The sequence below is a fragment of the Bradyrhizobium sp. USDA 3256 genome (assembly GCF_054058275.1).
Genome location: NZ_JBSSAE010000002.1, coordinates 767,899 through 785,053, shown reverse-complemented (window position 1 = coordinate 785,053; position 17,155 = coordinate 767,899). Strand labels below are relative to the sequence as shown.

Here is a 17,155-nt window from a genome sequence, read left to right as displayed (position 1 = left end):
GATTGGCTTCTGCCGAAGAAGCGCGAAGAGGGACCGTCAGTGCACGATCGAGGGCGTGATTGACAGTGACTTTCGATTTCAGATGGAGGTATTTTCATGAATCTCAAGACAGCTTTCATCTCCTTCTGCTTTATTTCGATAACCAACGTTCCGGCTTCGAACGCTGGAGGTCTCCTTGGAGACCTCATCAACAACGTAGTGCCCGGCGCCGGAACGGCGCTGGACAATGCCCACCGGCAAATCAAGAACGCCATTCCGCCCTATAAGGCGCTCGAAGAGGGTGCGACCCACACGGTCAACGAGGCCTTTGTTCAAGCCGGGGCTCCGGCGCTGATTGAGCTCATCGCGCGATCGCGCGATGACGCCTTGCGAGGTGGCGTTTTTCCGATTCCGCCGGACATCCGAGCCAACTTGAGCGGATTTATTCCCGAGAACATCCTCAATGCAGCACGCTATCGCGTCAAAGGTGGCGGCGACCTGACCCTGCAAGTTAATGCGATCCGCTATGGCGAAAGCTGCAGCCATCACCTTGGACTACGTCATCATTTTCAAAGAGCAGAATGATGCGTTGTACAATCCGACGCTCTGGGCGCACGAACTCACCCATGTGGGGCAATATCAGAGCTGGGGGATCCACGATTTCGCGGTCCGATATCTCCGCAGCTATGCCGACGTGGAACGGCCAGCCTACGAAGCCGAAACCCGTTATGCCGCTTGGGTTGCGACACGAAATGCGAATCAAGTCGGGGTTACCAGCGGTCCCGTCAATGCGAACCAGATCAATCAACCGGTCTCTCAGTTTGCTGGAGCGGGTGTCTCGAACATCTGCGGCACGGTTCTCGGCATGTGCGGTTTGCCTGGATCTGCGCCCGCCGGCACACCATGCTGGTGCGGCACGCCAGCAGGTCCAGTGACAGGCTCGGTGGTCCCCCCTCCACGGAATATCGCCTCATCGATGCCAGTCGGGCTTCGGGCGGGTACCCCGATGACTGCGTGCGGTTGCTGGGGCCCGTCTCCCCCCATGTCCGCGCCCGAACCTCAGTGCGCAAGCCAGGCTGTGCGAATTGCCGGATGTCCCGCATTCTGTCCGACAGGAGGTCAAGCCTATGGTTACGTCTGCAACTGAGTGGCTGCCTTGAAATAAGCGGATCCAAAGAATCTCAACCACAAGCGACGTCATCTTCAGGAAGCGCGTTCTCGCCGCGCCCGATAAACCGAAGAAGAGCAAGCTTGTCTCGATCTTGAATAGCGGTTTCTTCCTCTGGCTCCTGACCCTGTGTGTCGTAACCGTGGGAGGCGCCTATCTGACCTCATACCAGCAATGCCGGAAAGAGGCGGAGGACGAAATCGAACGCAACACGAGAATACAAAGAGAGCTCTTTCAACGTGAACTCAGGATCCGCGAAATCATCATGAGCTCCTCTTCGGTCGCGGAGATGAGAAGTCAGCTCAAGCGGCCCAGCTGCGGATTCCGAGATGATGGTGCGCACCGTACCGACTTGATGGCGCGCAGGGTTCCGAAATGATCGCGCGCAGCATTCCGATCATTCTCCGCGCAGCATTCCGATTTGATCGCGCGCAGTTTCGGATGGTGTGAGGCCTGATCGTTGGGCCAATTCTCCGGCTGGAAGCAGCTGGGAGGATTGGATGCCGACGAGGAGGGTTACGATGCGCCAGGTGCGCGAGATTGTGAGGTTGAGTCTTGAGGCTGGGCTCTCGACGCGCGTGGTTGGCGAGCGGGTCGGCATCGGGCCGACGACGGTACGTGACACGCTGAAGCGATTTGCGCGCGCGGGTCTGGCATGGCCAGTCCCGGAAGGCTGCGCAACCGAACCTTTTACAGCCTGGCCGAACTCAACGGTGCAATCGCCGAGCGGCTGGCCAAGCTCAATGACGAACGGGTGCTGCGCCAGTATGGCCGCACACGGCGCCAGCTGTTCGAGGAAATTGACGCGCCGAATCTTAAACTGCTTCCGGCGAGCCGTGGGTCCATGCCGAATGGCGCCGATGCCGGGTCGGCCTCGACTATCACGTCGAGATCGAACGACACTACTACTCGGTGCCCTATCGCTTCGCCCGTCGAGAGGTAGAAGCGCGGATCTGCGCGCGAACCGTTGAAATCTTCCTGGGGGGGCGAGCGTATCGCCGCGCACATGCGCGGCAGTGGCAACGGGCGGCACACGACGATCAGCGCCCACATGCCTTCCAGCCACCGACGCTATGGCGAGTGGACGCCGGCAAAGATCCGCAGCGAGGCAAGCCGCATCGGCCCGATGCTGCGCCAGCTGGTCGACCGGATCATCGAGGATCGGCCGCATCCCGAACAGGGCTATCGTTCGTGCCTGGGCATCATCCGGCTCGAGAAGCGCTTTGGCGCCGAGCGCCTCGAGGCGGCCGCGTTGCGCGCGCTTGAGATCCAGGCTCGCAACTACCCGAGCGTCAAATCGATCCTCGAGAAGGGCCTCGATCGCGTCCCAACGCCTGCGTCGCCCGAGCGCGAGCCGATCGTACACACCAACATCAGAGGCTCGAACTATTACCACTAAGGAGAGAAAATGCTGACACACCCCACACTCCACCTGCTTACCCGGCTCGGCCTTACCGGCATGGCCGAGGCCTTCACGAGCCTCACCGACAACGAGGAGGCCCAGGGTCTCGCTCACGCCGAATGGCTGGCGCTGCTGCTGGCCCATGAGGCGACTTGGCGTAACAACCGGCGCCTGGCGCTTCGTCTTGGCCTCGGCGCTCGACGAAGCCGGACGCCGACGGCAATGCGCAGCACCCATTGTCAAAGATTGTGGCGAGCAGGTGGTATTTCCTTCACTGCAACGGCGCGTCCCCGCATCGCAGATGGCAGACAGTATGTGGCGCTGTCCGAACTGCAGTGCGGCGCCAATCGACCGATTTGCAGCGCCGTTCTGGAAAGCAGCTTCATAAAGCTCAGCAGGCTTGCGGAGGCCTGCAGTAAGTTCGGCAGGCCGTGCTGCTTGCGCGAGGGATCGTGACCCGAAGGGCCAAGAAGCTGAAAGCGGCTTGGTAAGCGCAGCGCGTAGAGCGGCGGTCCGAAGGACGCGCCCCAGATTTCGCCTTGCCCTGCCGGAACGTTTGACTAGGCTCGTTCGCGAGGCGCGCGATGCAGGAATTGACCGATCTATTGTCCGAGGCTACAGCGGCGATTGAACCAGGTTATTTCCGCTTGAGTGTTCATGGCGGCCTGCCCGTCTATCGCGAGCGTGTCTATTGCAATGAGCTGTATCACCAGATGCGTAAGCGCTGGCTGGGCGGCTGTCTCCTTTCTTGCTCAATGGCGAAGTCGACAAGGCGGCCATCCGGTGCTGATGGAACTGCGACCCGACGGCTGCAAGCCCGACCTGCTCGTACACAAACCCAGCGACATGGACGGCAATCACGCGGTGCTGGAGGTGAAGCCAGCGCGTTCGGCCCGCAATGGCGCTCCGAAAGATCGGAATACGTTGTCGGTCTTCCCGCGCGTCGTGGGAAGAACGTTGCGATCTACCTGATTTATGGGAAGAACATTTCTGGCGCGCTTGTGCAGACGATCGTCTCATTCACAGCGCGCAGACATGCCGCTGTCCGTCGAGACTGGCTGCATGTTGCTGCCGGCGAACCGGCGTTCTGCGAACACATCCTTGGACCGGCCGGACAGCCGTGCATACCTGATCACGTCGTGCACCGGCGCTATGCTCTGCCTTATTTGGAATAAACCTTGTCTTTGTATGCATGCAGCCGGCCATCGCGATATCTAGCGCTCCTCAACCACCAGGGAGACACTTGCAGCGAATGATCGGTCCTGCCCCCTATCTTGATCCCGGGCGCCATCTATTTCTCTCTACGTTGGAACGTCTTCTGCCGTGCTCGTTTGAAAACACGCTGCAAACGAAAACCCGCCGCGGCGGTGCCGGGCGGGCGCATCTATTCACATAAGCTGATTTGCGGGCGCAAATCGGCTAGTCGCTGCAAAAGTCAATTCGTGGTCCGGACCTGAGGAGAATGATGAGGGTGTAACATGAGCGTCACCGGTCTAGCTATTGTGCTCGTCATCGGCCTAGCCGCCGTGATGGTCGTTTACCTGCTTGTGAGGAAAAGCCGGCGTGAGCGCTATAGCCAAAGACAAGATATCCCCGATGAACGTGACGCGAACGCTGGCCCGCAAAACCATCCATCCGCAATCGTCGACCCCGAACGCGGTGATGCGGCCCGCCCCCCTACAGCGCTCGGCGGCCGGTACACCCACCTTGAAAATGATCCGACCTACGCAACAAGCGTGGAATTGGGCAACGTTTTGATGGACCTCAGCGAGTTGGAGACGGACCTTGCCCTGGCTCGGCAAAGCAAGGACACGGATTTAGCTCTCAAAATCCGGCTCGAGATGGACGACTTGGAAAATCGCGCTTCCCAACTAGAGAAGCAACTCGCGAATGGTCCCGATATTCGCCCGCGCTAGCCCCGCGGCTACCGGAAGTACGTCATGCCGCCGACAACGATCGATAGGACAAAAGCCAGTGCAGCGGCCCCAATGATCCATGGCATGTCACGGCGTTCTCTGGGGGTCATGCGGATTCTCCGGTCGCGACACTGAGCGCAAAGAAAAAGGTCTCAGCACGAGGGGTGCAAGTGCCGAGACCGAGTACCATCATCCCTCGTTCAACGCCGATGACGGTCGGCACCGAACAGGCCATCAACTTACCTGCTAGGGGATTGTTCCTATTCCCGGTGTTGCCGTATCAGCTGATCGTGCCACGCCATGGCCGCGAGCGAGCCAAAAATACGCACTGAGGCCAGCTCTACGGCTGCCGTGGCCGTTTCAGCCTCAACCACGCCCCCCCTCCGGCCTTTGGCGTGAGGGCCAAGTCGCACTGAACGGCCTTGGCGCTTGTCGTGGCTATACCGCGATCAGGTACCCAAAGTGCGCTCTCGATGGTGACCGCTGCCGGCGCTGAGCGCCGCAGCCTCGCAACGGCTGGCGCCAAATTTTCTGCGTAGCCGATACGGCGGGCCTTCGGGCTGTCGATGCCGGCGACATAGACGCAGGCGAAACCCACCGCGCTTCGGTTGGTCCCGGATCGGCTTGGTATGGTCGACACGGTCGATCATCGGCGCCCCTCAAATCGAGCCGCCCTATCGCTGCCGTCGCTTCAGCGCATGCCATCCTTCATCCAGCCGACGCCGCCGATCCACACCTTGCCGTGTGGGTTAACGACCGGGTTAACCCCGGCCATGGCCCGTTCGGCCAGGAAGTTCGGCAAATGCGCCCAGCCGGCTCGTCGACCATCTCGATGCTGAGCTCCGCCCCGCCGAAAATGCTCAGGATCAACGCGACCGAGTTGTCGATCCGGTTGTGGATCGTCCGCTCGCTGCATCGCTCCCGCTCAGCCATCGCCAGATAGGGTCATCGTGCGCCCATACGCCGCCGTGGTGGTGTCCTAGCCAAGCTAGCCAGTCGGTTACGGTCTCAGCCTGGGCGATCTCACGAGCCGTCGGCGATTCGGACGCGGGTCTCGTTGTAGCCGTGGGACAGACGGCATCGGACGTCGCCCGGTTCCAGACCTGCGATACGCGCTGAAACTTGAGCTCGGAGTCGCCGAGCGCGTCGAGCACTACGATCCCACGCATGATCGCACCCTAAAGGGCCGAGTGCTGCTGCTTCGTGTGTCATCCCGCTTCGCTCTTGCCCTTCAGCTTAGGAACAGCACCAATCGATCCCGATTGACTTCTGAAAAGGCGAGGAACGCTCCGGTGCCCATAACAATGGTAGCCGCGAAGGATCTTGAGCTCATCGCTCTGCGCGAAATCCGCAGCTTCCCCGGCGGAGAGTACGTCTGTCACGTCGAAGTCGAACCCGCTGGCAGCGATTGGGTAATGACGGCAATAGCCCGCGACGGCGCCGATCTCGATCGCATCCAGTATGCCGTCAGCTTGACCACCAAGAGGCTGAAGCAGCGGTATGCGGTACGGTTCGATTGGTGAGCTTGTGGCGTGGCGAAAGGTCTGAGGTGACGGGCTCCGCAATTCCGGTCGCCATCGAGCTCGGGACGGTGCGCCCGGGCCTACCCATGACGCCAAGATGGCGCGCTTCTCGGAGTGGTGAGGCGCGCATGGGAATCACATCCCGGGGATGTTCGATAATGGCGCCGGCATGAAGGATTGTATTGACGTCGACTACGGTGCTCCCGAGTGAGGTCGCCGGCCGCATGGCCGCCTCCTTTCTTTAGACGAACGGGCGAGAGTCGCGCGGGACAACCCGCGCGACTTCGACCAAACCTGCCGTCCAATTCGGTTCAGGCGGCCTTGGCTTCGATCTGGGCCACCTTGCTGGCTGCAGCGCCGTTCATCGCGATACGGCGCGGCTTCATCGCTTCGGAGATCTCCCGCTGCAGATCGATCACAAGAAGGCCATTCTCGAAGCGGGCGCCCTTGACCTCGACGTAGTCGGCCAGCGTGAATTGGCGCTTGAAGTTGCGGGCCGAAATGCCGCGATGCAGGAAGGTCTTGCCTTCCTCTCGCTCGTGCGGCCTTTGAGTGTCAGGACGTTCTGCTCGGCGGCGAGTGTGACCTCGGGCGTAAAGCCGGCGAGCGCGACCGAGATCTGGAAGTGGTTCTCGTCGAGACGTTCGACGTTGTAGGGGGATAGGCCTCTTCGGCGGTCCGCTGGACCTCGTCGAGAACGTCAAGAAGGCGATCGAATCCAATCGTGACTTGTCGCGCCGTCCGCGATCCAGTTGCGTGGGCTTCTCCCGAAAGGCGCTCGGTCTTTCAGAGCCGCTGTTCTTTTCGGATTCGGCTATAACCCCTCCTCCTCACGCCGGCTTTTGGTAGCGCCTCGGTTTCACCGGCTTCACGGGAGGCCTTTCCGCCGCGGCCCGTTCTGGTCTGCCCCCAAGTCGGACGAGAAATCGGAGTGCCCGGCGAAGCAGCCGCTCGATCCCGCCGGACTTGAGGCGCGTTAGACGATGTCGGATAGGTTGTCAGCGCTAACAAAAAGGCTGCTTGACCTTCAGCGAGCTCGCTCAGACATCGCGCCTAGACGCCGGCGCCGGCGTTCAGGCAGACCAACCTCGATCGCCGGCGCCAGGTTCTTGTCCGCGAGATGTGGATCGAAACCGACATGGTTCCAGTGCGCGCGCGCCGATCCGAAATCGACTGACCATGCATATCAGAACTTCACGTTGAAGGTGGCATTCAGTCCGTTCTGAGTGATGCCTGAACCGAACTGGCCCTGGTAGGCGATCCCGAGGATGCTGTTGCTCGAAAGCCGGAAGTTCAGACCGGATTCGACGAGCGCGACGTCCTTGCCAATGGATACGCCCGAAGCTGCAAAAGCACTAGAACCAGCAGCAAAGCTGGCTGTCGAAAACGGAATGAGGTCACCAACGGCATGGCGCCAGCCAATATCGGCTCGCGCAGTTGTGGCTATCTGACCAAGCTGAAAACGTGTGGTCGCGTAGACGCCGAGCGTGGAGAGCGTCGTATCCATCGTGTTAGCGCAAATATCAAGCGCCGCCCCGTTCAATCCCCTCTCGCTCAAGCCATCCGTCGCGACACGAACATGGGCGAGATTGGCATAAGGCTCGATTATGGAATACTTGCCGAGATGGACTTTATAGCCCAATTCTCCAAAGATCTGGAAAGTGCCTGCGTCGTAGTCCGAGATCAGATTGTCGTTGAACCCCGGAAACCTAACGTTGCGGCTCATCTCAAGATCGTGCCATGTGTAGGCAATGCCTGAGCGGAAGGCGATGGCTCCTTCCGGCACGGTCCACTCGGTGCCGGCATAGGTCCCGAAAGTGTAGCTGTCGCTGCGGCCTGACGAAGAAGCAGCGCCAGCCTTGAAAGTGGAACGGCTGTAGCCCGCAAGAACACCGAAGCGCCAGTCATCAAATACCGACGTGTCGATACCGGTCATAAAGCCGCTGATCGTGGATCTCGTGCTTGCGGCATTGCTGTCACCTGATTGGGCCGTCCAGCCGCCAAATGCAGAAGTCCACGCGGCATAACCCTGCAGGTCAGAAGATGGCAGGCCCAAGGTGGCCGGGGCGACCGCGCCGATGGCAGACGCTGAATTGTCGCCTCGCCCCTGCTCAGGACCATACCCCATCACCGCCATCGGTGATGATGGCGCCCCGCCAAGCGCCTGTTCGAGACGGTTGTAAACTGCCGATCGCGCATAGAAGCTGTCATTGACACGTCTGCCCTGCTCCGACGCATAGGCGGACGGCGAAAGCTGACGCAGCGCAGATGTTACCGCCGTGCCGTCTGATGCGGAGAAGTCGAGTGCCGTGACGAGCGGGTGCAGCGCCAACGCAGCGTGGCCGGCGACTTGATCGAGCGCCGCGCCCACCTGGCGGCTGTTGGCATCGGCCCCATATCGCGAGTAAGCATCGGATAATCGGGAGAGTGTCAACGCATAGGTGTTGTCGCCCTCGGCAGTAGCGCTCGCCAGCAAGGTCGGCGATTGCAGCGATGTTGCCACGTTGGCGAACGAGCCGGTGAGATTTGTCGCGTTCAGCCACTGATTGGACGAGAAGCTAAAGCCACTGCCATACCAGCCGCGCTGCGGGGTGATCGTGAGCGTGCCGTCGAGCGTCGCATTGCCGTTCACCACCAGGCGGCTGAACGCACCGCTATCATTCAACGCGACCTGCAAGCGACCGGTCGATGTCTGCTGATAGTCGCCTTTCACTTTTATGCTGTTGTCAACACCACCGATGAGCGGCGCGACCGAACCGCCATTGGCGAAGCGGCCGTCAGTACTGAGCAGATAACTGCCATTGCCGGACAAGGTGGCGCCTTGCGCGACAGTTGCGTCATACACTTCGTGATTGCCGGTAAACAACGTGACGCCACCCGACCACTGCAGCGACAGGTTGCGTCCAACGATATTCCCTTCATAGCGGGTTGCAAAGCTTGCGTCGGGCTGCTCCGTTGAGTGACCGTCCGCATCAGGCGTCATGCCGAATGTCAATCTGGTCAGGCGCGGAGCACCGTTCGCGTCAAGCTGGGCGTAATCAGACAGGATGTCCCCTGACAGCGTTGCGCCACGCATCACATTGATCTCGCCGACATAACCATTGTTCGACATGTAAATCGCTGCATGACTGCCAGCCAGTCGCCCGGTCAGATCGAACGCGCTGACGAGCGGGCCGTCGATTCCGTTCAGCATCGGGGCCGCGTGATCGTCAATCGTGCGAATATATGAGCCACGGTATTCACCGTCATTCCCCATCGCATTGTTGCCAAAATCGAAACTTGCTGCGATGCCCTGCTCGCCGAGCGCCTGCACGTTTCCGCGCTGAGTAAACGTGTGATCTTTTCCATAAGCGAACATGACGCCGCGCCCATAGGCGCCGTCGGCGTATACGCTAGTCCCAGGCGGGATTATGATCTGATTGTTTACGCCATCGACGCGGATGCCAGCACCCCCTGCGCCTTTCGAAAGCAGGTCGGCACGCTGGACCACAGTATTGTCGCTGCCATAGACGTGTAGCCCAAGTCCGAGCGTAGCCGTATTGTATGTATTTGGCAGATAGGCGGTACCGTCAGCATTACGAGCGAAGAAGGGATTGTCGTTGACCAGATTCTGACCATTGCCGTAGATGGAGTAACCGAAGTGATTGCGCCGATCGATGCCGTAGCCCATATCCTGAAACGCGGCGATCTCCGCCTCCATCAGGGCAGTGTAGTTCCGGTATCTCTGGTGGCTCATCAGGCTGTTCTTAAGTTCACTATGCGAGACGAAGGGTACATCACGCCGTTGACCATGCTCGTCCATCACTCGCACCGGAATACCTGGCATGGCACCGGCCAGCACCTCACTCACATGCTTCCCGGCGAAATAGCCCCGATCGCGGCGCAGGTCGAAAACGTCGTCAGCTGGCTGGTTCGTGCAGACGGAGCAATAGATCGTCTGTCCAGGCTTGGCTTGTTTGCCATTGCCGTCGTGCAAATGCTCCGTCCAGGCATTTATCTTTTCGGGGAAAAACGTTGATATCGACCCAGGGAAGTACGGAGATGGTTCGTAGCTGATAGTGCTGAGCATACCGTGCGCATGGCCGAGCTCATGGATCACTACGGGTGTAAGACCAATGTTTGGAGTCGTCGGCAATTGCGAGGGGATGTATGTTTCGGATGAAAATCCCATCTGGCCAATTGTAACCATCCCATGCGCGCCGTATTGCAGCTCGCCTGGATCCTGGCCCGTGAGTGCCGCCTGCACCTTGGTGCCACCACCGGGGGACATACCACTATAGGCAGATGCGTTTTCCTCGCTATTCCCACCGAAGTTAACAATGGCCGGCGCTTGACCCGGTGTAGCCTTGATGATTTCCGCCCAATACCGAATCGCCGCCAGTGAATGATCTATTTCCGATCGCGGCAAATTCCGCGTTGCCCCCTTGTCACCTTCCCAATAAGGGCCGTCACCGGGACCGAATATCTGCGCTCGCATGAAGGGCAGGCCGTTCGTGTCTGTGACATCGAAAGTTTCAACGGCCCTACTGGGCGAAGCCAGCAACGCATTAACCGCAAGTACGATGGTCGTAACTGTCTTCGTCTTCATACTACACATTCTATTCGAGGCATTGCAGGCGTGCTTTGCCATCCAACTTCGAGCGCGGGTGCACGCAGATGCGCGAGCGAAGCACGGCCGTCATTGGTCAGACATCGGCCGCACACAGTTCGCGTGCCATAACCTGACGGCAGCACTTCAATACGAAAGGAAGATTATTTCCCTGGGTCGGCCTTGATGGAACCAAGTCCACTCAAGGAGGCGTACCCCCATTGCTGGTGACTTCGATTTCAAATTCCTGGAGCTCAGAATTGGAGCATCACGCTTGCATTTGCGCTCCGCCGAGCCGCTGCTCGCCAAACCGAAGATGACCGCCTGATGCCTGCGGGCAATGCGAACTCCTATTGTCTGTTGATCGCACGAAGATCCTGCATTGCAGCGTACCAATCCCGACAGGGCGGGCAGCCGCGCGCAACTAACAAGTAGGGAGCAAAAGCCGGGCCAAACCGCCTGATGCGTCCGTCCACGCGCAATCAGCTGGACGCAGCATCCACGGGCGGCGGCCGTTTTATGCGAAGACGAGCGCCGCCTGTTCGGCGCCCGCCAATCTTGTCGTAAACCCGCCATTGCACAGGAGCACAACGACGGACCGACCCGACAACTTGCAGCGCGTTCCTTTAGTCGTGTTTGCTTGCGATTGCCGCGATCAGTCCAAGGTTTGAATGGGGCTGCAGCAGACAGGCATTTTTATTGCACTCATCGCCATGAGCTCGTCCTGCCATGCGTGAGGCAGATGTGGAGCAGCGGGGTGCGTGGCCCGGCCGCCTCAAGTTAGGCGACATGTAACGCAAGTGGAATACAACGCGCGCGGGCTGACTGATCGAAATGTTCAGGCCAGCGATTACGCTTTAGAACGGATCGAGTATGGCCGGGCAATTGGCTCGCAAGAAGCCGCAGCCGGTCTCCGTTCCGGCAGACGAGCGCTTGACCGGCCGCGCCGTGTGGGGCGCAACCATCGGCAATATTCTCGAATTCTACGACTTCGGGACCTATAGCTTTTTCGCTATCCAGATCGGTCAAGCGTTCTTCCCGGCGAGCGACCCGTTCGCCAGCCTCATGCTGTCGCTCGCAACCTTCGGCGCGGGTTTTGTGACCAGACCGATCGGGGCCATCCTGCTCGGCTCGTACTCGGATCGGGCCGGCCGCCGGCCCGCGATGACCGCCAGCTTTGCAATGATGAGTACCGCGATCCTTGTGTTGGCGGTTACGCCCTCGTACGAGACAATAGGAATCGCCGCTCCGTTGCTGGTCATTTTTGCACGTTTGGTGCAGGGCTTCGCGCTCGGCGGTGAGGTTGGTCCGACGACCGCCTATTTGCTGGAAGCGGCCGCGGCCGAACGGCGCGGTCTTGCTGTTTCGTTTCAGCCTGCCAGTCAACAGATCGCCGCGACGGCCGGCGCGTTGGTCGGAGAAATACTCTCCCTCACCATGACAAGGGAGGCAGTCAATGCGTACGGATGGCGGGTTGCGCTTTTGCTCGGCGCCGCCACGCTGCCGTTCGGGCTCTGGTTGCGGAGCGCCCTGCCCGAAACGTTGCACTGCCCCGAAGAGCCGGTTCCCAGCGTTCAGCCCGTAAGGAGGTCGCTTGCCGCTCGCCGCATCGTGGGCTTGGGATTTGTTATTTTGGCCAGTTGCACGATCGTCACCTATGTCACGGGATATATGACCACCTATGCGCTGAATACCCTGCAAGTTTCCGCGCCTCTCGCCTTTGGCGCCACGCTCATCAGCAATACGGTAGGAATTGCTGCCGCACTGCTGGGCGGCTGGCTCGCAGACCGGGCGGGCCGCCGGCACGTCATGATTTGGCCGCAGGTCGCTGCGTTGCTGATGACCTATCCGGTTTTCTTCTGGATCTCAGAGAGCCGCAGTGCCGTCGCACTTCTCGGCGGCCTCGGCGCGCTCACCCTGATCGGAACGATTCCGTATAGCGCTTTCTATGTGAGCATGGCCGAAGGTTTGCCCAAGAACATTCGAGGTGGCACCTTCGCGACGATCTACGCTTTTGCAATAACGATCTTCGGAGGCACAGCTCAACCACTCGTCACCTGGCTGATCCACCTGACCGGGAGCGCGCTGGCGCCCGCCTGGTATATGCTTGTCGCTAGCGCGGCGGGGCTCTGTGCCATGCTTATGATGCCCGAGACCGCACCGCTCAAAATTCAGTGGGCCGTGAATAAGCAAGACCCGCCATAGCGCTGGACAATGTGATCATGGGCTACTTCCGGAGGATATCGCGCGCCGCCTCACGCGGCCCGGCAAGAATCTAGGTCGCCGCCTTTGATGCAATGACAGCAAGTGCCGCGAGCCAACGAGGCCCTCCGCGACGCGATGGTTCGGCACCAGGTGCAGCTGCTCAAGCGAGTGTCTGGTGCTGGAGTCCGGCGGCAAGCGATGCCGATCGGCCGCCGACGGCATACTCGACTTTTGGCCGGCGCCACCCTTCTGGCTGGCCGGCGTCGTGACCTGGGCGGATGGCGGCGGATCGTCGGCCCGTGCGCTCCCCATTACGCCGCAGGCAAACAGGATCAGCGCAAGAGAGGTGCGGCGCGGCGCGGCCAGTTTCATCGAGTTTCTCCTGTCCCGGCGCTTACTGCGCGAGGCGCGTCTATCAAAACGGCTCTAACCACTAGATCAGGCCGGACAACGACAAACTTACTAGATTCGGTAGTCATCACCATTGCCGGGCGCCCTATCCATCGCGGTGCGAAACCTATCATTCCAAACACATCTAACGGACTGCCCCTCGACAGCTTCAGCAAACGCGCCTACGGAGAACGCAATGTCATGGAGCGCTGCTTTGCCGGCTCAAGGATTTCCGGGCCGTTTCAATTCGCTACGACAAACTTGCGAGAGAATTCTTGGTTGCCGTGTACCTCGCTGCCATCGTCACCTATTGGATCAACTGACCCTAGCTCAGCTTTGCCAAGAACGAGTAGATCGCGTGAGCAGCCTTGTTTTTGGTGCTGGCAGCTCCAATGACGTACCCCTTCCAAAATAGATACCTTGTACCGGCGCGCTCGGCACAACGGCGAGATCGCTTGCCAACTAAGGGTGCAGGAAAGCATGGAATCTTGGGATTCCAAGGCATCGGACTCACGAGCAGCGAAGTTGGAAAACGCCTCGTACTGGCATAAAATATAGGCGTGTACGCAGTTCACATGCCTCACCAATCGAGGCGCGCTCCTTTTCTCACGAATGGAGGAGAAACTTAGTGACTTGCCTCCGCTTCAGCGCTTGGCATGGCGCGGCACGTGATCCGCATCTACTTCCGTTGAGCACATCAATTGACTGAAGACGCCCGGGAAATCAACCCGGGCCTTTCGTTTTGTGCGTTGGGCTTGAGTGACGCGCAGAATCTTTGAGCGCATCCCGCTGCGCTTTGGCGAGGGTTGGTTCCAGTAGTGGTCTCGCGTCATCTCCGAAACGAGCAATTGCCCGCTTCCGGAACGCCTTAAAAGCTGAAAACGGCTCCTCTTTTCTGAGGCAATCCGATGCCAGTTTTTGAAGTCCGCGTTCGAGATCATCCATTGCAATTGTGGTCATCCTTCTCACGTCTCGCGATCCGGCGCCGCGCAAATGCCACCGCTAAGCAACCCAGGCATCATTGATGCCCGCAAGCATACTATCGAAGATTTTGAACCCATTGATCGCACCTGATCCCGTAGCATCCCGGGGAGCTCTTCCCTCGGCTTCGCGAGTCAAGCTAAGCTTACAACCTTCAGAGGAGGCCGAGTTGACGATCGAGAAACGGATCAGCGTTGAAGAGCAATCGGCGATCCTGCCGCGCCTTCGCCGCGTGCAGGCATGGCGCCGGAAGCGACTTCAGCGCCTGCTATCTGATCCTAACATCGCTCAGAATGATCCGGGGCGCTATAGGTCCATAAAAGCCGCACAGCACTACATGGCGGTTTCAATGCGCGCCAAAGCCATTCTGATGGGGCTGATAGAGCGCTAGGTGTATGACGAGTGGGGAAGCGGAGCTGCTGTGACCGTTTCGGAAGACGTGAGTAACACGCGCGCCGGCAGCAACCTGCGATGACTGCAGTGCCGCCGACCTCGAGCTATCCGGGCGCCAATGTGTCAATCACAAGGCCAATGAACTTGCCCGGACTGCGGAATTTGACCGACGCATAGACCTTTGCCCCGTTGCAAAGAGGACGACAAAGGCATCCGATGGACCATCATCTGAGCGCTAAGGGTTTCGCGGTCGCTGGCCAGTCGCTGGATCGGAGCCGAATGCGTCACGCGACATACTGGTTACGTCGAGCTGCGTCGATCACGGTCACGCAAAGGGGGAGCTCTTGGCGCGACGACATAGTTCGTCCGAGATCCTAGATCCGGCGGCGCGCCGGGGATGCCGATGCCGAGGTCCCCCGAGAGGTTCGCTGATTTGCGGCCGCGCTGAGCTCCCGGGGCAGCGCAATTGTCATTCACGGTCGATTGGGATCTTCCGATCCGAAATTTCGCGCGGATCGAATTGCTCGGGAAGAATGGGCTCTTCGCCGAAGGGGCGGTTGATGAGACTGAGCGCCTCGGAAGCTATGTACACACGATTTCGCGCATAGCCGGTTTGCTTCTTGAGGATGCGGGCGTCCTCCAATTGATTAATCGCTTGATGAGCTTGCGGAGGACTGATCTCAAGGAGCTCTGCGAGCCGCTTGGCTGTCACAACCGGATAGTGATGAAATTCGTCAAGAGCGCGCGCCGCCGTCGATCCCTTGCGGAATTTGCGGCGCTCCCGCCAGAATTCGGAATTTCGACAATGCGTGGCAGGTTCGAATGAGTTCCTCGACGGTGCCGGTGACGGCGTCGGCCATGAAGGTGATGATTGGCTGCGCACATCTGTGGTTCGTGACGATCGATCCCTTTGCGGCAATGGACGCATCACGCGCGCCATTGCCGCTATGTCGCTTGCCCGCTCTGAAGGAATCCGCTTCGCTTCTGCAACATGTTCGCCCGGATACGCAGCGAGCGGAATATCTACTATGACATGCTGGAGACCACCCAGAAGGGAGACCTCGACGTCACGCAATGGCTTGAGGATCGTGTCCCCTAGCGTGGTGTAGGTGGCGGCGGGTCACCGCGTTCGCCGGCGAGAGCCGGGCTGGTCAGCTGGCGATCGCCGGAAGGCTGACGGTGGGATCATCGCTCAACGGCGCGATGGTTTCCAGCGTCATGTAGCGGGCACGCTGGACAGCCCATTCGTCGTTTTGCTCGAGCAGGATCGCTCCGATGAGGCGGACGATGGCTTCTTCATTGGGGAAGATGCCGACGACCTCGGTGCGGCGCTTGATCTCGCCGTTGAGGCGCTCGATCGGGTTTGTCGAGTGCAGCTTCGTCCGGTGTTGCGGCGGGAACGCCATATAAGCGAGCACATCGGTCTCGGCCTCGTCGAGGAAGCCGGCGAGCTTGGGCAGCTTGGGGCGGAGCTGGTCGGCAACCTTGCGCCACTGCGTCTTGGCAGCCTCGGCATCGTCGTGGGCAAAGGCGGTGGCGATGAAGGCGGAGACGACGCGCCGCCCGCTCTTGCCGGCATGGGCCAGCGCGTTGCGCATGAAGTGCACGCGGCAGCGTTGCCAAGTGGCGTTGAGCACCTTGGCGACGGTGGCCTTGATGCCCTCGTGGGCATCGGAAACGACCAGCTTGACGCCGCGCAGGCCACGGCGGGCGAGCTTGCGCAGGAACGCCGTCCAGAACGTCTCGGCTTCGGAGGGGCCGACGTCCATGCCGAGCACTTCGCGCCGGCCGTCGCTGTTGACGCCGACCGCGACAATCACCGCGACCGACACGATGCGGCCATTCTGGCGCACCTTCACGTAGGTGGCATCGATCCACAGATACGGCCAGTCGCCCTCGATCGGACGGGCGAGGAACGCCTTCACCTTGTCGTCGATCTCGGCGCAGAGTCGGCTCACCTGGCTCTTGGAGATGCCGCTCATCCCCATCGCCTGCACCAGGTCATCGACTGAGCGGGTCGAGACGCCCTGCACATAGGCTTCCTGAACCACGGCAGTGAGCGCCTTCTCGGCCATCCGGCGCGGCTCCAAAAAGCCGGGGAAGTAGGACCCTTTACGCAGCTTGGGAATGCGCAGTTCGACCGCGCCGGCGCGGGTATCCCAGATCCGGTCCCGGTAGCCGTTGCGCTGGGCCAGACGCTCGGGGTTCTTCTCGCCGTAGGCCGCTCCGGTCTGGCCTTCGACTTCCAGCTCCATCAGGCGCTGGGCAGCAAAGCCAATCATCTCGCGCAACAGATCGGCATCAGGGGTCTTCTCCACGAGCGTGCGCAGGTCCATCATATCGTCGGTCATCGGTGGTTCCTCGGTTGCGTTGGCGTGTCGCAACCCGATCCTACCGGAGAACTGCCGGTGACCACCGCAAAGCCGCCCGCCCGCTACGGCGCTATTTGAGGGCGCGCGTCCGGGCGGCTTTGCTCTACCGAGCTACACCACTTCCGAGGACACGACCGGCTTGAGTGGTTCCTGGGCTGCCTCGGGCGCGCCTTCAGCGGGGCCGAAACCTTCTCGTAACCGTGCTTAGAAAAGCGCACTTCTGGAAGCGGCATGCCAT

General features: G+C 60.2%; 14 protein-coding genes and 4 pseudogenes. 12 read left to right on the top strand and 6 right to left on the bottom strand.

Features of this window, described 5'->3' with window-relative positions; genetic code table 11:
• The first annotated feature begins 96 nt into the window (after positions 1 to 96).
• From ACVWY5_RS05360 to ACVWY5_RS05330, 7 genes and pseudogenes are all read left to right on the top strand, one after another.
• Positions 97 to 564, top strand: a complete 468-nt coding sequence (locus tag ACVWY5_RS05360) for a hypothetical protein (protein WP_051376284.1) — start codon at positions 97 to 99, stop codon at positions 562 to 564.
• Entirely contained in the window at positions 494 to 1,126 is a 633-nt protein-coding gene (locus ACVWY5_RS05355; RefSeq protein ID WP_080667204.1) for an eCIS core domain-containing protein, read from the top strand. Before ACVWY5_RS05360 ends, ACVWY5_RS05355 begins: the two co-directional genes overlap by 71 nt.
• Before the next feature lie 521 nt (positions 1,127 to 1,647).
• Positions 1,648 to 1,788, top strand: a pseudogene (locus ACVWY5_RS05350) (helix-turn-helix domain-containing protein); the annotation flags it as partial.
• Between the two features lie 26 nt (positions 1,789 to 1,814).
• Positions 1,815 to 2,546, top strand: a pseudogene (locus tag ACVWY5_RS05345) (Mu transposase domain-containing protein); the annotation flags it as partial.
• Positions 2,547 to 2,555: 9 nt separating this feature from the next.
• The gene (locus tag ACVWY5_RS05340) at positions 2,556 to 3,005 is read left to right on the top strand and encodes an ATP-binding protein (protein ID WP_028336648.1); all 450 of its coding nucleotides are present in this window, start codon (positions 2,556 to 2,558) and stop codon (positions 3,003 to 3,005) included.
• 128 nt (positions 3,006 to 3,133) lie between these two features.
• Positions 3,134 to 3,724 (top strand): hypothetical protein, encoded by a 591-nt coding sequence (locus ACVWY5_RS05335; RefSeq protein ID WP_321177035.1) that lies wholly within the window; start codon positions 3,134 to 3,136, stop codon positions 3,722 to 3,724.
• Between the two features lie 303 nt (positions 3,725 to 4,027).
• The gene (locus tag ACVWY5_RS05330) at positions 4,028 to 4,465 is read left to right on the top strand and encodes a hypothetical protein (RefSeq protein WP_028336649.1); all 438 of its coding nucleotides are present in this window, start codon (positions 4,028 to 4,030) and stop codon (positions 4,463 to 4,465) included.
• A 691-nt stretch (positions 4,466 to 5,156) separates the two neighbouring features.
• Here ACVWY5_RS05330 and ACVWY5_RS05325 read toward each other — a convergent pair.
• Positions 5,157 to 5,381 carry a hypothetical protein gene (locus ACVWY5_RS05325; protein WP_321177034.1) on the bottom strand — a complete coding sequence of 75 codons (225 nt, stop codon included), beginning with the start codon at positions 5,379 to 5,381 and terminating at the stop codon, positions 5,157 to 5,159.
• A gap of 388 nt (positions 5,382 to 5,769) precedes the next feature.
• Between ACVWY5_RS05325 and ACVWY5_RS05320 the strand changes: the two genes are divergently transcribed.
• Positions 5,770 to 5,988, top strand: coding sequence for a hypothetical protein (locus ACVWY5_RS05320; RefSeq protein WP_051376285.1), 219 nt, complete (start codon positions 5,770 to 5,772; stop codon positions 5,986 to 5,988).
• 311 nt (positions 5,989 to 6,299) lie between these two features.
• Here ACVWY5_RS05320 and ACVWY5_RS05315 read toward each other — a convergent pair.
• Positions 6,300 to 6,711, bottom strand: a pseudogene (locus ACVWY5_RS05315) (Hsp20 family protein).
• 463 nt (positions 6,712 to 7,174) lie between these two features.
• On the bottom strand, positions 7,175 to 10,576 hold the full coding sequence (locus tag ACVWY5_RS05310) for an autotransporter family protein (RefSeq protein WP_321177033.1): 3,402 nt from the start codon (positions 10,574 to 10,576) through the stop codon (positions 7,175 to 7,177).
• 873 nt (positions 10,577 to 11,449) lie between these two features.
• Between ACVWY5_RS05310 and ACVWY5_RS05305 the strand changes: the two genes are divergently transcribed.
• From ACVWY5_RS05305 to ACVWY5_RS05295, 3 genes and pseudogenes are all read left to right on the top strand, one after another.
• Entirely contained in the window at positions 11,450 to 12,781 is a 1,332-nt protein-coding gene (locus ACVWY5_RS05305) for an MFS transporter (RefSeq protein WP_051376286.1), read from the top strand.
• A gap of 175 nt (positions 12,782 to 12,956) precedes the next feature.
• Complete coding sequence (locus tag ACVWY5_RS05300) at positions 12,957 to 13,211, top strand: hypothetical protein (RefSeq protein ID WP_321177043.1); 255 nt, start codon at positions 12,957 to 12,959, stop codon at positions 13,209 to 13,211.
• Between the two features lie 65 nt (positions 13,212 to 13,276).
• Positions 13,277 to 13,494 (top strand): annotated as a pseudogene (locus tag ACVWY5_RS05295) (IS5/IS1182 family transposase); the annotation flags it as partial.
• A 321-nt stretch (positions 13,495 to 13,815) separates the two neighbouring features.
• On the opposite strand, the gene ACVWY5_RS05290 reads toward ACVWY5_RS05295, so the two are convergent.
• Positions 13,816 to 14,121 (bottom strand): hypothetical protein, encoded by a 306-nt coding sequence (locus ACVWY5_RS05290; protein WP_321177032.1) that lies wholly within the window; start codon positions 14,119 to 14,121, stop codon positions 13,816 to 13,818.
• Positions 14,122 to 14,321: 200 nt separating this feature from the next.
• Here ACVWY5_RS05290 and ACVWY5_RS05285 point away from each other — a divergent pair, with 200 nt between their 5' ends.
• On the top strand, positions 14,322 to 14,543 hold the full coding sequence (locus ACVWY5_RS05285; RefSeq protein ID WP_028352309.1) for an immunoglobulin domain-containing family protein: 222 nt from the start codon (positions 14,322 to 14,324) through the stop codon (positions 14,541 to 14,543).
• 471 nt (positions 14,544 to 15,014) lie between these two features.
• Here ACVWY5_RS05285 and ACVWY5_RS05280 read toward each other — a convergent pair whose 3' ends face one another.
• Together ACVWY5_RS05280 and ACVWY5_RS05275 are read right to left on the bottom strand one after the other, a co-directional pair.
• Complete coding sequence (locus ACVWY5_RS05280) at positions 15,015 to 15,620, bottom strand: helix-turn-helix domain-containing protein (protein WP_321177031.1); 606 nt, start codon at positions 15,618 to 15,620, stop codon at positions 15,015 to 15,017.
• A 76-nt stretch (positions 15,621 to 15,696) separates the two neighbouring features.
• Positions 15,697 to 16,896, bottom strand: coding sequence for an IS256 family transposase (locus ACVWY5_RS05275; RefSeq protein ID WP_028336654.1), 1,200 nt, complete (start codon positions 16,894 to 16,896; stop codon positions 15,697 to 15,699).
• Positions 16,897 to 17,155: the final 259 nt, after the last annotated feature.

What these genes read in the sequence shown, in the direction of transcription:
- ACVWY5_RS05360 (WP_051376284.1), top strand. Translation starts at nt 97, where the DNA reads ATGAATCTCAAGACAGCTTTCATCTCCTTCTGCTTTATTTCGATAACC.
- ACVWY5_RS05355 (WP_080667204.1), top strand. Translation starts at nt 494, where the DNA reads ATGCGATCCGCTATGGCGAAAGCTGCAGCCATCACCTTGGACTACGTC.
- ACVWY5_RS05340 (WP_028336648.1), top strand. Translation starts at nt 2,556, where the DNA reads ATGCTGACACACCCCACACTCCACCTGCTTACCCGGCTCGGCCTTACC.
- ACVWY5_RS05335 (WP_321177035.1), top strand. Translation starts at nt 3,134, where the DNA reads ATGCAGGAATTGACCGATCTATTGTCCGAGGCTACAGCGGCGATTGAA.
- ACVWY5_RS05330 (WP_028336649.1), top strand. Translation starts at nt 4,028, where the DNA reads ATGAGCGTCACCGGTCTAGCTATTGTGCTCGTCATCGGCCTAGCCGCC.
- ACVWY5_RS05325 (WP_321177034.1), bottom strand. Translation starts at nt 5,381, where the DNA reads ATGCAGCGAGCGGACGATCCACAACCGGATCGACAACTCGGTCGCGTT.
- ACVWY5_RS05320 (WP_051376285.1), top strand. Translation starts at nt 5,770, where the DNA reads ATGGTAGCCGCGAAGGATCTTGAGCTCATCGCTCTGCGCGAAATCCGC.
- ACVWY5_RS05310 (WP_321177033.1), bottom strand. Translation starts at nt 10,576, where the DNA reads ATGAAGACGAAGACAGTTACGACCATCGTACTTGCGGTTAATGCGTTG.
- ACVWY5_RS05305 (WP_051376286.1), top strand. Translation starts at nt 11,450, where the DNA reads ATGGCCGGGCAATTGGCTCGCAAGAAGCCGCAGCCGGTCTCCGTTCCG.
- ACVWY5_RS05275 (WP_028336654.1), bottom strand. Translation starts at nt 16,896, where the DNA reads ATGACCGACGATATGATGGACCTGCGCACGCTCGTGGAGAAGACCCCT.